General features: G+C 63.0%; 17 protein-coding genes. 11 read left to right on the forward strand and 6 right to left on the reverse strand.

The window, feature by feature from the left end:
• Positions 1-30: 30 nt before the first annotated feature.
• The 4 genes from rho to hemE form a co-directional block, all read right to left on the reverse strand.
• A complete protein-coding gene (gene rho / locus E5162_RS12705) occupies positions 31-1287 on the reverse strand; it encodes a transcription termination factor Rho (RefSeq protein ID WP_135945717.1) in 1257 nt (418 codons plus the stop codon).
• A 386-nt stretch (positions 1288-1673) separates the two neighbouring features.
• Positions 1674-2123, reverse strand: a complete 450-nt coding sequence (gene hemJ, locus E5162_RS12710) for a protoporphyrinogen oxidase HemJ (protein WP_135945622.1) — start codon at positions 2121-2123, stop codon at positions 1674-1676.
• A gap of 25 nt (positions 2124-2148) precedes the next feature.
• Positions 2149-3192 (reverse strand): ferrochelatase, encoded by a 1044-nt coding sequence (gene hemH / locus E5162_RS12715; RefSeq protein ID WP_135945623.1) that lies wholly within the window; start codon positions 3190-3192, stop codon positions 2149-2151.
• 39 nt (positions 3193-3231) lie between these two features.
• Positions 3232-4263: a uroporphyrinogen decarboxylase gene (gene hemE, locus E5162_RS12720; RefSeq protein WP_135945624.1), complete on the reverse strand. Its 1032-nt coding sequence runs from the start codon at positions 4261-4263 to the stop codon at positions 3232-3234.
• Positions 4264-4767: 504 nt separating this feature from the next.
• On the opposite strand from hemE, the gene E5162_RS12725 reads away from it, so the two are divergent.
• From E5162_RS12725 to dnaQ, 5 genes are read left to right on the forward strand one after another with little or no spacing between them, the layout of a single operon-like run.
• The gene (locus E5162_RS12725) at positions 4768-5604 is read left to right on the forward strand and encodes a pyruvate, water dikinase regulatory protein (protein WP_135945625.1); all 837 of its coding nucleotides are present in this window, start codon (positions 4768-4770) and stop codon (positions 5602-5604) included.
• Entirely contained in the window at positions 5601-6182 is a 582-nt protein-coding gene (locus tag E5162_RS12730; RefSeq protein WP_135945626.1) for a Maf family protein, read from the forward strand. The genes E5162_RS12725 and E5162_RS12730 overlap by 4 nt, the downstream gene beginning before the upstream one ends.
• Positions 6182-7042 (forward strand): shikimate dehydrogenase, encoded by an 861-nt coding sequence (locus E5162_RS12735; protein ID WP_135945627.1) that lies wholly within the window; start codon positions 6182-6184, stop codon positions 7040-7042. Before E5162_RS12730 ends, E5162_RS12735 begins: the two co-directional genes overlap by 1 nt.
• On the forward strand, positions 7039-7635 hold the full coding sequence (gene coaE, locus E5162_RS12740) for a dephospho-CoA kinase (RefSeq protein WP_135945628.1): 597 nt from the start codon (positions 7039-7041) through the stop codon (positions 7633-7635). Before E5162_RS12735 ends, coaE begins: the two co-directional genes overlap by 4 nt.
• Entirely contained in the window at positions 7632-8324 is a 693-nt protein-coding gene (gene dnaQ, locus E5162_RS12745) for a DNA polymerase III subunit epsilon (RefSeq protein WP_135945629.1), read from the forward strand. The genes coaE and dnaQ overlap by 4 nt, the downstream gene beginning before the upstream one ends.
• A 173-nt stretch (positions 8325-8497) precedes the next feature.
• Here dnaQ and secB read toward each other — a convergent pair whose 3' ends face one another.
• Positions 8498-8995 (reverse strand): protein-export chaperone SecB, encoded by a 498-nt coding sequence (gene secB, locus E5162_RS12750; protein WP_135945630.1) that lies wholly within the window; start codon positions 8993-8995, stop codon positions 8498-8500.
• Positions 8996-9188: 193 nt separating this feature from the next.
• Here secB and E5162_RS12755 point away from each other — a divergent pair, with 193 nt between their 5' ends.
• The 5 genes from E5162_RS12755 to E5162_RS12775 all read left to right on the forward strand — a co-directional run bounded on the left by E5162_RS12755 (position 9189) and on the right by E5162_RS12775 (position 14506).
• On the forward strand, positions 9189-9848 hold the full coding sequence (locus tag E5162_RS12755) for a Tim44/TimA family putative adaptor protein (RefSeq protein WP_135945631.1): 660 nt from the start codon (positions 9189-9191) through the stop codon (positions 9846-9848).
• Positions 9849-10170: 322 nt separating this feature from the next.
• Positions 10171-11046, forward strand: coding sequence for an MltA domain-containing protein (locus E5162_RS12760; protein ID WP_325063726.1), 876 nt, complete (start codon positions 10171-10173; stop codon positions 11044-11046).
• The gene (locus E5162_RS15215) at positions 11043-11627 is read left to right on the forward strand and encodes a Smr/MutS family protein (protein WP_135945633.1); all 585 of its coding nucleotides are present in this window, start codon (positions 11043-11045) and stop codon (positions 11625-11627) included. The genes E5162_RS12760 and E5162_RS15215 overlap by 4 nt, the downstream gene beginning before the upstream one ends.
• Positions 11628-12361: 734 nt before the next feature.
• Positions 12362-13717, forward strand: coding sequence for an ammonium transporter family protein (locus E5162_RS12770; RefSeq protein WP_135945634.1), 1356 nt, complete (start codon positions 12362-12364; stop codon positions 13715-13717).
• 93 nt (positions 13718-13810) lie between these two features.
• Positions 13811-14506, forward strand: coding sequence for a TorF family putative porin (locus E5162_RS12775; RefSeq protein WP_135945635.1), 696 nt, complete (start codon positions 13811-13813; stop codon positions 14504-14506).
• A 73-nt stretch (positions 14507-14579) separates the two neighbouring features.
• Here E5162_RS12775 and hslU read toward each other — a convergent pair whose 3' ends face one another.
• Positions 14580-15884 (reverse strand): ATP-dependent protease ATPase subunit HslU, encoded by a 1305-nt coding sequence (hslU, locus tag E5162_RS12780; RefSeq protein WP_135945636.1) that lies wholly within the window; start codon positions 15882-15884, stop codon positions 14580-14582.
• Between the two features lie 82 nt (positions 15885-15966).
• On the opposite strand from hslU, the gene E5162_RS12785 reads away from it, so the two are divergent.
• Positions 15967-16401 (forward strand): VOC family protein, encoded by a 435-nt coding sequence (locus E5162_RS12785; RefSeq protein WP_135945637.1) that lies wholly within the window; start codon positions 15967-15969, stop codon positions 16399-16401.
• Positions 16402-16497: the final 96 nt, after the last annotated feature.

The raw sequence follows: 16497 nt of genomic DNA on the forward strand, positions 1-16497 counted from the left end.
CTTTCAATCGTCACAAGATATTGAACTTGCTCAGGTATTCATGCTGTCGAAGAATTCGGAATTGGTCTTCGTCTCTTTCAGCTTGCCGAGCAGGAACTCGACCGCGTCCTGCGCCCCCATCGGGTTGAGGATACGGCGCAGCACATAGGTCTTCTGAAGCTCTTTCTTGTCGACCAGCAGCTCTTCTTTCCTTGTGCCCGACTTGAGGATGTCGATGGCGGGGAAGACGCGCTTGTCGGCGACCTTGCGGTCCAGCACGATCTCGCTGTTACCCGTGCCCTTGAATTCCTCGAAGATCACCTCGTCCATGCGGCTGCCGGTATCGATCAGCGCGGTGGCGATGATGGTCAGCGAGCCGCCCTCCTCGATATTGCGCGCCGCGCCGAAGAAGCGCTTGGGACGCTGCAGGGCGTTGGCGTCGACACCCCCGGTCAGCACCTTGCCGGAGCTGGGCACCACGGTGTTGTAGGCACGCCCGAGGCGGGTGATGGAGTCCAGCAGGATGACCACGTCGCGCTTGTGTTCCACCAGGCGCTTGGCCTTCTCGATCACCATCTCGGCAACCTGCACGTGACGCGTCGCCGGCTCGTCGAAGGTCGAGGCGATGACCTCGCCCTTCACCGTGCGCTGCATGTCGGTGACTTCCTCCGGGCGCTCGTCGATCAGCAGCACCATCAGGAAGCATTCGGGGTGGTTGGTCTCGATCGCGCTGGCAACGTTCTGCAGCAGCACCGTCTTGCCGGTCCGCGGCGGCGCGACGATCAGCCCGCGCTGGCCTTTGCCGAGCGGGGCGACGATGTCGATGATGCGGCCCGAGCGATCCTTCACGGTGGGATCGGGCAGCTCCATGTTGAAGCGCTCGTCGGGATAAAGCGGCGTCAGATTGTCGAAATGGACCTTGTGGCGGACGTTTTCCGGCTCTTCGAAATTGACCGACGCCACTTTGAGCAGAGCGAAATAGCGCTCGCCGTCGCGCGGGGAGCGGATCTCGCCCTCGACCGTGTCGCCGGTGCGCAGGCCCAGCCGGCGGATCTGGGTCGGGGAGACGTAGATATCGTCGGGACCGGCCAGATAGTTGGATTCCGGGCTGCGCAGGAAGCCGAACCCGTCCTGCAGCACTTCCAGCGTGCCGCCGCCGTAAATCTCGGCGCCCTCTTCGGCCAGCGCCTTGAGGATGGCGAACATCATGCCCTGCTTGCGCAGCGACGAGGCGTTTTCAAGTTCCAGGCGCTCGGCCAGCTGAAGCAGCTCGGCCGGCGATTTTTCCTTCAGCTCCTGAAGGCTCATCCGTTCGACATTGATCGGATTGCGCTTTCGCACCGGAGCATCGGACTCGTCGTCCTGATCGAAATCGTCGTCATCGTCGTCGTAATCGTCGTCGTGTATGTCGGTCATGGGGAAAATTCGTTTTTTAAGGTCAGGGTGAACAGGGCCGGACAGGCCCGCCGCCGTCCTTCGCAAGGAGGGCTGGCGCGCCGCTTCAAAACTCACTTGCTCGCGAGACTGCCCGTGTTCTGGTTATGAGTCGGACAGCTATGGACGTGTCTTGAGGGGTCCCGGCGCGCTCTATGGCAGGCGAACACCAGGATTTTTGGAGGGCTGTCCGCGAATGCGGACATCTCGGATAACTGCTGACACAAGCCGTCTTCGCCGTCAAGCGCGCTGGCGCCTGCTCAGGCGAAAGGTTTCAGGATGGCCAAGAGGACGATGGCGACCACCATCAGGGCAGGCCCCTCGTTCAGGATGCGCCAGAATCGCTCGGTGCGCGGACGCTCGCCCCTGGCAAATTTCTTCTGCGCCCCGGCATAATAGCCGTGAATGCCCGACAGCACGACGACCAGCAGCAACTTGATGTGGAACCAGCCCGCGCTGAACAGGCCCGGATTGGCGATCAGCATCAGTACGGCCAGCGTCCACACCGCAATCATGGCCGGATTGACGATGATCTTCAAAAGATTGCGCTCCTGGATCAGGAGCGAGCCTTCCAGCTCTCCGCCCGCCTCGGCCGTGTGATGATACACGAACAGGCGCGGCAGATAGAGCATCCCGGCCATCCAGAAGATGACCGCGATGATGTGAAACGCTTTCAGCCAGAGATAATGGGCGGCCAGAAAATCGATCATGTCGCGTCCTGCAAGGCGTGTGTGTCTAGTTGCCGGCCAGTCCGGCCTCGCGGCACGGGCAGCGCCCGAACTCGGCCGGGCAGATCGCGCGTCCGTTCGGCGGCTTCAGTCCCACCGGACCGTCCAGCGCGTCCAATGTCAATGATTTCAGCGCCTCGATGAAGCCGTCCGCAGCGCCAAGCGCAGGCACGCGTGTATATCCGGCAGCGCCATGCTCTTCGGCCACGAGGCGGTATTCCTCGTCCAGCTCGACCAGCGTCTCGATGTGTTCGGAGACGAAGGCGATGGGCGACAGGATGATATGCCTGCCCTCCTTCGCGCTCTCTTCCACGACCTCCTCGGTGGACGGCTTGATCCATTCCAGCGGGCCGACCTTGGACTGGAAGCAGGTGATGTGATCGGCAATCTCGGGCAGGCTGGCGGTTACCGCGGCCACCGTCTGTTCGACCTGCCAGCGATAGGGATCACCGCGCGCAATGGTCACTTCGGGCAGGCCATGGGCGGAATGGAGCACGCGCACATTCTGCGGCCGGCCAGCCTCCTCCCAGGCCGTGCGGATCGCATCGGCATGGGCTTTGACGAAATCGGGCTGGAGGGGATAGCAGCACACCGTGCGCGCCTCGCCCCCACCGGCATCGCGCCAGGCTTTCAGCGAAGATCCGGTCGTCGTGGTGGAAAACTGCGGATAGAGCGGCAGAAGGATCACCTCGTCCGCGCCCCAGGCCTTGACCTCTCTCACCGCTTCCTCGGTGAAGGGATGCCAGTAGCGCATCGCCAGGAAGCAGGCGAACTCGTCGTCCGGGCTGGCCGCCTTCAGCGCGGCCGTCAGCGCATCGGCCTGGCGCTCTGTTTCGGGGATGATCGGCGAGCCGCCGCCCATCTTGGCGTATTCCAGCTTCGCCTTGGGGCCGCGCGTACGCGAGATTAGCTCGGCGATCAGCGGGCGCACCGGCCAGGGCGCGTAGATGATGGCCGGATCGTTGAACAGGTTGCGCAGGAAGGGCCGCACGCTCTCCGGCCCGTCCGGCCCGCCCAGATTGAACAAGACGACGGCAATACGACGGCTCATGGCCCTTTGTCCTTCTTCGCTGCGATCCGGCGCGCCTGCCTACAGGCCCCGCACCCGGTTGACGAGGCGGGTCACATGATCGGGCGGCACGTCCGGATTGATCCCGTGACCGAGATTGAACACATAGGGCCGCCCCGCCCACGCGGCGAGGAGACGATCCACCTCGCGGTCCAGCGCATCGCCGCCGGCCTTCAGCACCGCGGGATCGAGTTGTCCCTGCACCGGCATGTCCCGGGGCAGGGCCTTCACCGCCCAGTCGGTGTCCAGCCCGTGATCGAGCGCGATCGCGTCGATCCCCGTCTCCGCCGCATAGCGCGGCACCAGCGGGCCCGCGCCCTTGGGAAAGCCCATGATCGGCGCCGTGATTCCGGCGCCACGCACCTGGTCGACAATGCGGCGCGTCGGCGCGATCACCACGCGCTCGAACAGCGGCGCCGGCAGACCCTCGGCCCAGGATTCGAAAATCTTCAGCACTTCTGCCCCGGCCCGCGCCTGCGCGATCAGATAGCGCGCCGTGGCATCGGCCAGGACGTTCATGAAACGGTCGAAGGCGGCGGGGTCTTCCCAGGCGGCGGTGCGCGCTTTCCAGCGATCCTTCGATCCCCCGCCCTCGATCATGTAGGTCGCGACCGTCCAGGGGGCTCCGGCAAACCCGATCAGCGTGCACGCATCGGGCAATCCCGCGCGCACCAGGCGCAGCGTCTGGCAGACCGGGGCCAGGCGCTCCTCGACCCCGTCCACGGTCAGCATGCCGGCATCTTGCGGCCGCATCGGTTCCAGCTTCGGGCCTTCGCCCTTCACGAACCAGACCTTCTGGCCCAGGGCCCACGGGATCAGCAGGATATCGGCGAAAACGATGGAGGCATCGAAATCGTACCGGCGGATCGGCTGCAGGGTCACTTCACTGGCGGCATCCGGGTTCAGGCAGAAGGCGATGAAATCGCTCTGCCTGGCGCGGATCTCGCGATACTCGGGCAGGTAGCGTCCGGCCTGGCGCATCAGCCAGATGGGCGGCGGGGTGCGCGTTTCGCCTCGAAGAACCGCAAGAAGGGCTGTGTCTCGATCGGCCAATGAAATGCTCCGGTCAGATGAGGGGCTGCGATTGAAAGACCGGGCTTGTCCACCGCAGGCGGCGCTACCCGGTCATACCTCTATATTTCTATATATATAGAAGGAAGGAGTCGTAGAGGCGGGGATAGTGTGGATAGTCGGGTTGAAGGGCCGGTCATACCCGTTTTCCACGGGCCGGGAAAACTTAAACCCACATGTGAAGTGCACAGTTTCAGGACCCGTGGTTAATCTCTCGTTAACCATAGTTTATAAAGCATTAACGCGGTAACCCGGGCGTTCGCGAGCCGGAGTCCGGTGCCCGGCCGGCTCTCGATCGTCCACAGCGCGCCGGTTGTGAACACCGCTCCGGCCGTGCCGGGGGAGAGCGCGGGTGAACGCACCGCAGAACTTCTGCTTGACCGCAAAACCGTCCTGCGTCCCCGGGAAAACACGCCTGCTTATTCACAGAACTTCCCAGGCAAGCTAGGTCTTGTCCCAAGTGATTTGGATGGACCCCTCACCCTCATGACCACCCGCTCCTCCGATATGCGTGTCTTCTACCACGTCCACATGATCTCCGATTCCACCGGGGAAACCCTGATGGGCGTGATGCGCGCCTCGGCCGCCCAGTTCGAGCGCGCCGAACCGATCGAGCATCTGTTTGCGCTGGTGCGTTCGCCGCGCCAGCTCGAACGCGCGCTCGAACATGTCGCCGACTATCCCGGTATCGTCATGTTCACGATGGTCAATTCGGACATGCGCCGGGCCATCGAGGATCGCTGCGCGGACCTGCGCATCCCGGCCATCGCCGTGCTCGATCCGATCCAGGCCACGCTGTCGGGCTATCTGGGCGCGCCGCTCATGGGCAAGGCCGGGGCGCAACGCGCGCTGGACGCCGAATACTATGCCCGCATCGAGGCGATGAATTTCTCCATGGCCCATGATGACGGGCAGGGCGACAACCTGGCCGGCGCCGAGGTCATTCTTCTGGGCATCAGCCGCACCTCGAAAACTCCGACCAGCATCTATCTGGGTCACCGCGGCATCCGCACCGCCAATATCCCCCTCGTGCCGGGCGCGACCCTGCCCGAGGAGCTCTTCACCCTGAAGAAGCCGCTCATTGTGGGGCTGACCGCCTCGCCCGAACGCATCGTCCAGATCCGCCGCAACCGATTGCTCAATCTGAGGGAAGACCGCTCGACCGATTATGTGGACGAGGAAAACGTGCGCGACGAGATCGTCTACGCCAAGCGGCTCTTCGCCAAGCATGGCTGGCCCAGCATCGATGTGACACGGCGCTCCATCGAGGAAACCGCCGCCAAGGTCATCAACCTCCTTACCGAGCACCGCAACACGATATGAGTTTCATCCTGGCTTCGGGCTCGGCCTCGCGCCGCGCCATCCTGAACAATGCCGGCCTCGATTTCGAGGTCGATCCCGCCCACGTCGATGAGGACGCCCTGAAAGAGGGGTTTTCCGGCGATCTCGGCGATCTCGCCCTCGCCCTGGCCGAAGCCAAGGCGCTGGCGGTCTCGGCCAGGCGCGACGGTCTGGTGCTGGGCGCCGATCAGGTTCTCGATCTGGACGGCGAACTGCATGACAAGGCGCGCTCGGTTCAGGAGGCCGAAGCCAAGCTGCGCGCCCTGCGCGGGCGCACGCACTGGCTGAAGGGCGGTATCGCCGCGGCCCGCGGCGGCGAGATCGTCTGGCGCCACAAGAGCGCCTGCCGCATGGTGGTGCGCGATTTCACCGACGCCTTCCTCGACCGGTATCTGGACGAGGCCGGCGACATTCTCACCCAGGGGGTCGGCGCCTACGCGTTCGAAGGGCTCGGCGCGCAGCTCTTCGAGGAGGTCGAGGGCGATTACTACGCCGTGCTCGGCCTGCCCCTGCTTCCAGTGTTGTCCATGCTGCGCGACCAGAACGCGGCGCCGGTCTGATGCTGGCCGCCTCGCGCCTTTCCGGTCTTCTGCCTCTGGCCGGTGTCGCCGGCTATCCGGTCGCCCACTCGCTGTCTCCGGCCATGATGGCAGCCTGGCTCGAGACCAGCGGCCTGCCAGGGCGCTATACCGCCTTCGAGATCGCGCCCGAACAATTTGAGACCGCGATCCGGGCCCTGCCCGCCCTCGGCATTACCGGGCTCAACATCACCCTGCCGCACAAGCGGGCCGCGTTCGAGATTGCCGACACGCTCGGCGATGCTGCGCGCGCGGTCGGCGCGGTCAACCTTCTGGTCCGCAGGGATGACGGCGGACTGCACGGGGATAACACCGACGTCATCGGGATCGCCGCCGCGCTCCGGCAGGGCGGCGTGGACCGCGCCGAGGGTCCGGCCGTTATCCTCGGCGCCGGCGGTGCCGCCCGGGCCGCGCTCTACCAGTTGCGGCGCGAAGGCTATGACGACATCCGGATCGTGAACCGGACTCCCGATCGCGCCCGGCAGCTCGCCGAAGACTTCGAAATCGATGTTCTGGTCCGCAATTGGGACTCGGCGAACGGGGCGCTCGACGGTGCGGCGCTCATCGTGAACGCCAGTAGTCTGGGAATGGCCGGACAACCGAATCTGACATTGGATCTGTCGCCGAGTAGCCGCAACGCGCTGGTCTTCGACATGGTCTACGTGCCGCTTGAGACTCAGTTACTGCGCCAGGCCCGGCAAACGGGCCGCCGCAGCGTGGACGGGCTCGCCATGCTCATCGGCCAGGCGCGTCCAAGCTTCGAAGCCTTCTTCGGCGCCCCGCCTCCCGACACCGCCGCCGTGCGTGACCTGCTCGTGTCGATTCTGGAGATAAGGTCATGAAAATCATAGGCTTGACCGGATCCATCGGGATGGGAAAATCGACCACGGCCATGCTTCTGGCCGACGAAGGCGCGACGGTTTTCGACGCCGACGCGGTGGTGGCCGACCTCTACACGCATGGCGGCGCCGCGGTCGAGCCGGTCGGGAAGGCCTTCCCCGGCGTGGTGCGCGAGGGGCAGATAGACCGCGACGCGCTGAGCGCGGCCCTGCGGGCAAACCCTTCAGAATTCAAGCGGTTGGAAGCGCTCGTGCATCCGCTGGTGGCGGCCGCACGCGCGGATTTCTTCGCCCAATCCGAAGCGCGCGGTGCCCGGTTCGCCGTGCTCGACGTGCCGCTCCTTTTCGAGACCGGCCTGGACGATCATGTCGATGCGGTCATCGTGGTCACGGCGCCAGAAGACGTGCAACGTCAACGGGTTCTGGCCCGCGCTGGAATGAATGGCGAGAAGCTGGACGCCATCCTTGCGCGCCAGCTCCCCGACGGTGAAAAGAGGAAGCGCGCCGATTTCGTCGTCGACACGTCGCGCGGCATCGAAGACGCGCGCAAGCAAGTGCGTAACATACTGAAGCAACTGGAAGATCAGGCCCGATGAGAGAGATCATCTTCGATACGGAGACGACCGGCTTCCATGCGCTGGAAGGCGACCGGATCACCGAAATCGGCTGTGTCGAAGTGGTCGATCTGATCCCGACCGGGCGGGAGCTTCAGCATCTGGTCAATCCGGAACGCGACATCCCCAAGGAAGTCACCCAGATCACCGGCCACACCGTCGAAATGCTCCGCGACAAGCCGAAATTTCGCGAAATTGCCCAGGAGTTTCTGGACTTTATCGGTGACGCGACGCTGGTCGCCCACAATGCCCGCTTCGACATGAGCTTCATCAACATGGAGCTCGAGCGGTGCGGTAAGGCGCCGATTGCCGGCAACCGGTTCAAGGACACGGCCGTGATGGCGCGCGAGCGCTTCCCCGGCAGCCCGGCAAGCCTGGATGCGCTTTGTAAACGCTTCGATATCTCGCTTGGCAGCCGCATCAAGCACGGCGCGCTGATCGACGCCTATCTGCTGGCCGAAGTGTATCTGGAACTCAATGGCGGGCGCGAGCAGGGCCTGTCCTTCGACGATCATTCGGGTCCCGGCCACACCGTCGTCTTCCCGGCCCGCCCGCCGCGTCCCGAACCGCTCCCGGCACGGGTCAGCGAGGAAGAGCGCGCCGCGCACGAGGCCTTCCTGGAGACGATTGGCGGCGACAGGACGCTGTGGAAAACCCTCGGTCTCGTTTAGCGCTTGTTCTCCGGGGGGCAGCGGCGCGAAATAGCGCCGGCAAGCCTGCCAGGACAGTTCAAAGCAAGACGGCCGGGCCCTTTCAGGCCCGGCCGTTTCATCTCTGTTACCCTCACCCGGGCAATACAGCCTGATAGTGGTGGTAGTCGTAGTAGTAGGAGCCGGTGGTCCGCCTAGGCGGTACCGCCTTCGCTGGACCCCTGCTGTTGCTGCTGACGAGCCAGCTGCTGACGGTACAGGCCGGCAAAATCGACCGGTTCGAGCATGAGCGGCGGGAAGCCGCCGTCGCGGGTCGCGTCCGAGAGGATGCGGCGGGCGAACGGGAACAGGATTCGCGGGCATTCGATCATCAGGAAGGGATCGCGCGCGCGGTCGTCCAGATTGCTGAGCTGGAACAGGCCGCCATAGATCAGCTCCGCGATGAAGACCGTGTCCTGCTCGCGTTTGGCATTCGCGGTCAGGTGCAGCTCGACTTCATAGGCCCCGTCTTCGAGTGCGCGGGCGCGGACATCGATCCCCATGTCGATCTGAGGCTGGCCGCCGCCGCCGCGCAATGTGCCCGGCGCACCCGGGTTTTCGAAGGACAGGTCCTTCACATACTGGCCCATCACACGCAGCTGGGGCACTTGGGCGTTGCTGTTCGGCTCGGGGGTTGCGGGAGCGTCGGTCATTGAAGTCTCTTCCTGGATAAGTGGCGCACAGGCGCAGCAGGCTTGGCCTGCACGACAGAACAGGCAGCGGCGCGTAGCATGGGCCGCTCGCAACGGCAAGGCGAGGCGGCGCAGGAGAAAGGCTGACGCGAGCGCCGCGACACCCTATATATCGGTCAGTATCCCAATCGACCTCAGGCCGTTCGGACCCGTCATGCAAATTCTACAGATCCTGTTCTTTGCCGCCCTGGCCGTCTTTCTGGGAGTGCGGCTTTACATGACACTCGGCAAGTCCACCGGACGAACGCCGGAAGAGCACGCACGCGAGGCCAAGCAGTCAAAATCCCCATCCGAACCCGCACCGGTATCACAGCCGGCCGGTCAGTCGGCGGCTCCTGAGGCGATTGCCGCTCATTACGCCGGACCGGCGGGTCCTGGGCTCACTGATATTGCCGAGGCCGATCAGAGCTTCGACCCGGAAACCTTCATCCAGGGCGCGCGCCAAGCGTATCGCATGGTGGTCGAAGCCTATGCCAAAGGCGATCGCGAAACACTGTCGACGCTTCTCGGTCCGCGAGTCTACGACGCCTATGACCGCGCGATTTCCGAGCGGGAAGAAAAGGGCCAGACCCAGATCACCGAATTCGAACGTCTGCGCGAAGCCCGGATTGATGAAGCCTCTCTTAACGATAACCGGGCCAGAATAAAGGTGGCCTTCGCCGCCGAGCTTGCGACCGAAACGCGCGATGCCGAGGGTGAACGTCTTTCAGGCGACTTGTCTCGTCTGAAAACAGTCAGCGAGGTCTGGAGTTTTGAGCGCGATGTCACCTCTTCCGATCCGAACTGGAAGCTTGCGGGGGTCAAACCCGTCTAGCCTCCTTCTCGCGCTTCTTTTCTGTCTGGTCGCGGCTGGGTGTGCCAGTCAGGATACAGGCCCACGGCACTTGCCTGCGGTTGGTGTCGCTACGCCGGTCGCCCCTGCCCGCTCTACTGCGACCACATTCGGCGCCCTGCCCGGGTGGTCGGGGACTGACCCGCGCGGAGCATTGTCTGCGCTGGTACAAAGCTGCCAGCGAATCGCGGCCCGGCCCGACCACGCTCCGATGAGCGAGCGCGTTACTTATGCTGGGGCTGCCGGGGATTGGCGCGGCGTTTGCGCTGAAGCCGTGCGCCTTCACCAAAGTGCTACTACTGCCGTGGCGGCCCGGAACTTCTTCGAACGGGCCTTTACTCCGCTCGCCCTCTCGGGAACCGGCCAGCTCACAGCGTACTATGAACCCCTGGTCGAGGTTCGAAGCCGGCCGGACGAGGAGTTTTCGATGGCGATCCGGGCGCGTCCCGGAGACCTTCTGACCGGAGATCTGGGACAGTTCATTGCCGGGCTTGAAGGTCAGCGTATTGTCGGGCGCGCCAGCGCCGAGACTTTCGAGCCCTATCGCCCGCGCGAAGAGATCGAGCGCTATGACCTTGGCGTCCCGCTCGCGTGGGGACGTCCGGTCGATATCTTCTTTCTTCAGGTCCAGGGCTCGGGACGGCTTGTCTATCCGGACGGAAGCCAGGCCCGCGCGGCTTTCGCCGCCCACAATGGCTTGCCCTACGTCTCGATCGGGCGGGTATTGATCAATCGGGGGGCCCTCTCGCCTCATAATGCATCCAAGGATGATATCGAGGCCTGGCTCAACGCGCGCGGCCCACAGGCGTGGACCGAGCTTTTCAACGAGAACCCGCGCTACGTCTTCTTTCAACTCCAGCCTCTTGGCGACAGCTCGGTTGGCCCGGCCGGCGCACAAGGCGCGCCGTTGACGCCGATGGCAAGCCTTGCCGTGGATCCTGCCTATCACGCGTGGGGTGTCCCCATCTTTCTCGACGCAGCGGTCTACGGCGATCCTGATTGGTCGGGGCTTGTCGTCGCACAGGACGCAGGCGGAGCCATTCAGGGTCCGCTGCGCGGTGACCTGTTTGTGGGTTGGGGCGATGAGGCCGGATTCCGGGCCGGGCGTCAGAATGCTCAAGCGCGCTGGTTCGTGCTATTGCCAAACGCACTGGCTGCCCGGATTGCCCGCACCTCATGAGCCGGCGCGACCGAGGCCGCGGCTTGAACCCTGATGACGAGTCTGTCTGGCGCTCGGTCACGAGGACGGTACGGCCCTTGGAGGGTCGAACTGCTCCGCCTGAAATCAATTCCGTGCAAGGTCCAGCCGAACGTCCCGCGCCTACCGGCGTTTCACGCCAGGCTTTCGCACAGTTCATCGATCAGGGTCCGCCTCATGAAGCGCCGCGTCGTCCTGCTGAACGGGGAAATGAGAAGCGTGTCCGCCGGGGTCGTATCGAAGTCGAAGCGCGTATCGACCTGCACGGGATGACCGAAGCCTCGGCCCGCAGGTCGCTCCTTTCCTTCCTTCGCCGTTCTCGCGACGAGGGCTGCCGGACAGTGCTCGTCATCACCGGTAAAGGTGCTGGTCAGCGCGCGCTGGATGCGCGTCGTTTCCAGGCCTGGACTCCGGATGAGCGCAAATTACCGGGTGTCCTGCGCCGCTCCTTCACCGGTTGGCTTGGCGAGTCGGCGTTCGCTTCCATCGTCTCAGGGTACGCAAGCGCAGCCCCCCGGCACGGCGGATCTGGAGCCTTTTACGTGATGCTGAGACGGCCTTAGAACACGGAATCTCCGGATATCGGGGTCGTAAGCTCGTCTTCATGCGGCGCCAGCCCCCCCCCAGTTCGGCGTCAGATTGTGTTGCTGCGACGCAACATAAATCTTAAGAAATCGCCTTCGAGGCGGCGGCAACCGACCCGATTTTTCGTCGCGATACGGACGATCCGTGTGGGGAATAAAACTCTGTCGGGTCGACAAAAAGCCGAGATAACAAAGTATTGCCTCAAAAAAATCGGAACAGTTTCACCTCTGTTGGTAACGACCTTCAAACGAGACAACTCTATGCCAATCGATAGATTTTTCTTGGCAGAATTAGATCGCTATGGAAGCGTCTAGTCGCGGCCGAATGGCTGTGTCTGGAACCTTTGGCGGCTCACGAGCCGCCATTTTTTTTGCCTATCCTAAATTACGCCATTGGCGCGGCCTGCTCTCGGATATGGCGGGTTCGCAGTTACAAAAGTGTAAGAAACTTGTTGCGACGCACAAATTTTCCTGCAACCGTTTACTCCGATGCCTGACGGGACCGTTCAGAGTCCCTGGGACCAGATACACGTCAAAGGCCGTCGCACCGCAAACGGGAGACGGTCATGATTGCAAGACAGCATCGCGGCGACGCGTCGATACCGGCGTCAGACGTCAGGCCTCCCCGTCCATTTTCAGCGTCATCCGGTTCGCGCTCACATCGCCTGTATGGGCGACGCGCCGCAACCGCAATCGAATCTCGGGGGAGTTTCATGAGACATCGCGACCTCTTTCAATCTGTCCGGAAGCGGCCAGTCTTAACCGGCCTCATCTCGCTGAGTGCTCTGGGCGTCGGCGCAGCGCCGGCTCATGCCGCGATCGCGCCGGATGTGAGTTACGTTTTCAATACGCTGCTCTTTCTGATCGGCGGATTCCTCGTGATGTGGATGGCTGCCGGCTTCGCAATGCTTGAAGCGGGACTTGTCCGATCCAAGCATGCCGCGGTCATCTGTCTTAAAAACATTGGCCTCTACTCGATCGCCGGCCTCATGTTTTTCCTCATCGGGTACAATCTGATGTACCTCAATGTCGACGCCTCGGGAGGCTATTTCGGGGTCCCGGTACCCTGGTCGCCGAGCGAGCTGACCGGAGACGAATCGATCGATTTGTCGACCGGTTATGCGAGCGCGTCCGACTGGTTTTTCCAGATGGTGTTCGTCGCAACGGCGGCGTCCATCGTCTCCGGCGCGGTTGCCGAACGTGTCAGAATTGCCCCTTTCTTCCTTTTCGTGGTGGTTCTGACCGGCGTGATCTACCCGATCCAGGGCTCTTGGGAGTGGGGAGCGGGCTGGCTCGATTCCCAGTTCGGGTTCTCTGACTTCGCCGGTTCCACTCTCGTTCACTCCACCGGAGGCTGGGCGGCGCTGGCGGGCGTGATTCTGCTCGGTGCGCGCACAGGCCGCTTCGTCGACGGCAAACCTGTCCCGATGCACGGCTCCAGCCTGCCCATGGCAACGCTCGGTGTATTCATTCTCTGGATGGGTTGGTTCGGCTTCAATGGTGCATCCCAGCTGGCCCTTGGAAGCGCAGCCGATGCGACAGCAGTGGCTCAGATATTCGTGAACACGAACATGGCCGCCGCCGCAGGTGTCGTGGTCGCGTACTTGCTGTCCATGGTGGTCAATAGGGGCAAGGCCAATCTGGTTATGACACTGAACGGCGCCTTGGCCGGCCTGGTGTCGATTACCGCTGAGCCGCTGACACCCACCGTGATCGAAGCGATCGTCATCGGGTCCGTCGGTGCGGCCATCGCCACCTACGGCACCATCCTCATGGAGAAAATTCGGCTCGACGACGTGGTGGGTGCGATACCGGTCCACCTCTTCGCCGGAATCTGGGGCACGATGGTCGTTCCCTTTACGAACGATTCCGCGAGCTATTTCGGACAGTTCGTCGGTGTTGTCGCCATCGGCGCTTTCGTCTTCGCGACCAGCTTTGTCGTGTGGCTGGTGTTGAAGATGCTGCTTGGAATTCGCCTGGACCGGGCCAGCGAAGCGGCTGGCGGCGATCTCAGCGAGCTGGGCCATCCGGCCTATCCAGAATTCGTGGAACCAGAGCCGGCTGAATAGGCGGAGCGATTTGCCCGGGGTGTCACGCCACGTCACACCCCGGAGCCGCCAACACTAACAACCTTAGACACTTAAGTATGGGGAGTTTCAATCATGCGTACACATCTCGCACTCCTGGCGACAGCTGCCAGCTTCGTGCTTCTTCCGGCCGCTCAGGCCCAGACCGCGCCTGAGGTGGAAGCCAATGTCGCCTTCGTTTCCGACTATCGCTTCCGCGGTGTCTCTCTGAGCGATGAGACACTGGCGCTCCAGGGCGGGCTCGATCTCGGCTTTGACAGCGGCCTCTACGTGGGGGCCTGGGGCTCGAGCATCGAACCGGTCGGCGATTCTGAGGTAGAGGTTGATCTCTATGCCGGATATGGCGCAGAGCTCACCGAAGGGCTCAGCTTCGATGTCGGCGTGCTGGCTTATGTCTATCCCGGCCAGGAAGACACGGCCTATGGCGAAGTCTACGCCAGTCTCACGGGCGCCACGGGTATCGTGGAGTCCTCTGTCGGCGTTGCCTACGCACCGGAGCAAGACAATATCGGCAACGATGACAATCTCTATGTCTTCTATTCCGGCAGTGCCCCGCTGGGTGAGTCCGGGCTCGGGCTCGTCTTCGGCGTGGGGTATGAAACCGGCGCTTTCGGAGATCCGGACGGCGATGGTGACGACAAGATCGACTGGACGCTCGGGCTGACAGCCTCGGGCTACGGACTCGACTGGGGTCTTGCCTATGTCGACACGAGCGAAGAGGGCGAGGGAGTGGAATCCCAAGTCGTCTTGTCTGTCGGCAAATCCTTCTGATCGACGCTCTCGGACGGACAGGATTGGCGCAGCCGCTGGCTGCGCCTTTTCTGTTTCTCACCGCTGCCTGGAGCTAGAGAATGAATTTCGAGAGGTCGGCATTCTTGGCGAGGCTGTCGACACGTTCGCGCACATAGTCGGCATCGATCGTGATCGTTTCACCGGCCCGATCCGACGCGGTGTAGCTGATCTCTTCAACCAGTTTTTCCATGATGGTCTGAAGACGGCGCGCGCCGATATTCTCCACGCTTGCATTCACTTCGGCGGCGTAATCGGCAACGGCATCGATGGCGCTGTCCTCGATGATCAATGAGACCTCCTCGGTCTTGATCAGCTCGATGTATTGCGTGACGAGGCTGGCTTCAGGCTCCGTCAGGATGGCGCGGAAATCATCTCGCGTGAGCGCCTTGAGCTCGACGCGTATGGGTAGGCGGCCCTGCAGCTCTGGGAGCAAATCGCTCGGCTTGGTAACGTGGAACGCGCCGGAAGCGATAAACAGCATGTGGTCGGTTTTCACCGGTCCGTACTTTGTCGCCACGGTGGCACCCTCGATGAGTGGGAGAAGATCGCGTTGAACACCTTCCCGGCTGACATCGGCACCGCGTCCTTCCGCGCGCGCAGCAATCTTGTCGATCTCGTCGAGAAAGATGATCCCTTCGTTTTCCGCCAGGCGTAGCGCCTCCTGCTGGATCTGGCTCTCGTCGATCAGCTTGTCGGCCTCCTCCGCGATCAGCGGCTCATAGGCCTGCTTGACCGTGGTGCGCAGCGTCTTCTTCTGCTTGCCGAAACCCTTACCCAGAAGGTCGGACAGATTGATCATCGAGACCGAGCCGGGCATTCCGGGGATGTCGAGGCCGGGACCGCCGGCGGCATCGTCGGTGACCTCGATCTCGATCTCCCGGTCGTCGAGCTCGCCGGAAAGGAGCTTCTTGCGGAAGCTTTCGCGAGTCGACTCGCCGGCATTGTCACCCACCAGAGCCTCGATCACGCGGCGTTCGGCTGCCGAGTGAGCCTTGGCGCGAACCTCCTCCCGTTTCCTGTCGCGGACGATCCCGATGGACACCTCGACCAGATCCCGGGCAATGGAGTCCACATCCCGGCCTACATAGCCGACCTCGGTGAACTTGGTGGCTTCCACCTTGAGGAAGGGCGCGCCGGCGAGCTTGGCGAGGCGGCGGGAGATTTCCGTCTTGCCGACCCCGGTCGGGCCGATCATCAAGATATTCTTCGGCGTGACCTCTTCCTGAAGGGACTCCGGCAGGCGTTTGCGGCGCCAGCGATTGCGCAGGGCGATCGCCACGGCCTTCTTCGCCTCGTGCTGGCCGATAATGTGCCGGTCGAGTTCGTGGACGATTTCGCGCGGGGAAAAGTCGGTCATGGGTCAGTCAATCACATTTTCTGGCAAGGACGCATTCATGTAGTCTCGCGCTTCGCCGCACAAAAGACCGGAGCTGCCCCTTATGACGAACCAACCTGCCCGTCCCCGCTTCCACCTGGCCTTTCCGGTTCACGATCTTGAAAGTGCCAGGCGCTTCTATGCCGGGACGATGGGCTGCGAGACCGGCCGGGAAAGCGAGCACTGGATCGACTTCGATTTCTACGGCCATCAGGTCGTCGCCCACCTGTCTCCGGAAGAGTGCGGGCGCGGCGAGACCAATCCGGTGGACGGCAAGGCGATCCCGGTGCGCCATTTCGGCCTGATCCTGGACTGGACCGATTGGGAAGAGCTGTCGGAGCGTTTGAAGCGGGCCGGGGCCGACTTCCTGGTCGATCCGCATGTGCGCTTCCAAGACCAGCCGGGTGAGCAGGCTACGATGTTCGTGCGCGACCCCAGCGGAAATGCTCTGGAATTCAAGGCCTTTCGGGATGAGGGGCAGATTTTCGCCAGCGAGTAGCGCCCTTACGTGCCAATGCGTGAGAAAATTCCCTGGGCCGAGCCGATGCGACTCCTACTACTATCACGACTACCACGCCCCCTCAGCCCGGGCGGG

Source organism: Marinicauda pacifica (assembly GCF_004793635.1).
GTDB classification, from domain to species: domain Bacteria; phylum Pseudomonadota; class Alphaproteobacteria; order Caulobacterales; family Maricaulaceae; genus Marinicauda; species Marinicauda pacifica.

Excerpts from the sequence above, each read along its gene's own strand:
- E5162_RS12755 (WP_135945631.1), top strand. The coding sequence starts at position 9,189 with ATGCAAATTCTACAGATCCTGTTCTTTGCCGCCCTGGCCGTCTTTCTG.
- E5162_RS12725 (WP_135945625.1), top strand. The coding sequence starts at position 4,768 with ATGACCACCCGCTCCTCCGATATGCGTGTCTTCTACCACGTCCACATG.
- hemJ (WP_135945622.1), bottom strand. The coding sequence starts at position 2,123 with ATGATCGATTTTCTGGCCGCCCATTATCTCTGGCTGAAAGCGTTTCAC.
- E5162_RS12735 (WP_135945627.1), top strand. The coding sequence starts at position 6,182 with ATGCTGGCCGCCTCGCGCCTTTCCGGTCTTCTGCCTCTGGCCGGTGTC.
- coaE (WP_135945628.1), top strand. The coding sequence starts at position 7,039 with ATGAAAATCATAGGCTTGACCGGATCCATCGGGATGGGAAAATCGACC.
- E5162_RS12775 (WP_135945635.1), top strand. The coding sequence starts at position 13,811 with ATGCGTACACATCTCGCACTCCTGGCGACAGCTGCCAGCTTCGTGCTT.
- E5162_RS12785 (WP_135945637.1), top strand. The coding sequence starts at position 15,967 with ATGACGAACCAACCTGCCCGTCCCCGCTTCCACCTGGCCTTTCCGGTT.
- E5162_RS12730 (WP_135945626.1), top strand. The coding sequence starts at position 5,601 with ATGAGTTTCATCCTGGCTTCGGGCTCGGCCTCGCGCCGCGCCATCCTG.
- E5162_RS15215 (WP_135945633.1), top strand. The coding sequence starts at position 11,043 with ATGAGCCGGCGCGACCGAGGCCGCGGCTTGAACCCTGATGACGAGTCT.
- E5162_RS12770 (WP_135945634.1), top strand. The coding sequence starts at position 12,362 with ATGAGACATCGCGACCTCTTTCAATCTGTCCGGAAGCGGCCAGTCTTA.
- rho (WP_135945717.1), bottom strand. The coding sequence starts at position 1,287 with ATGAGCCTTCAGGAGCTGAAGGAAAAATCGCCGGCCGAGCTGCTTCAG.
- secB (WP_135945630.1), bottom strand. The coding sequence starts at position 8,995 with ATGACCGACGCTCCCGCAACCCCCGAGCCGAACAGCAACGCCCAAGTG.
- dnaQ (WP_135945629.1), top strand. The coding sequence starts at position 7,632 with ATGAGAGAGATCATCTTCGATACGGAGACGACCGGCTTCCATGCGCTG.
- hemH (WP_135945623.1), bottom strand. The coding sequence starts at position 3,192 with ATGAGCCGTCGTATTGCCGTCGTCTTGTTCAATCTGGGCGGGCCGGAC.
- hslU (WP_135945636.1), bottom strand. The coding sequence starts at position 15,884 with ATGACCGACTTTTCCCCGCGCGAAATCGTCCACGAACTCGACCGGCAC.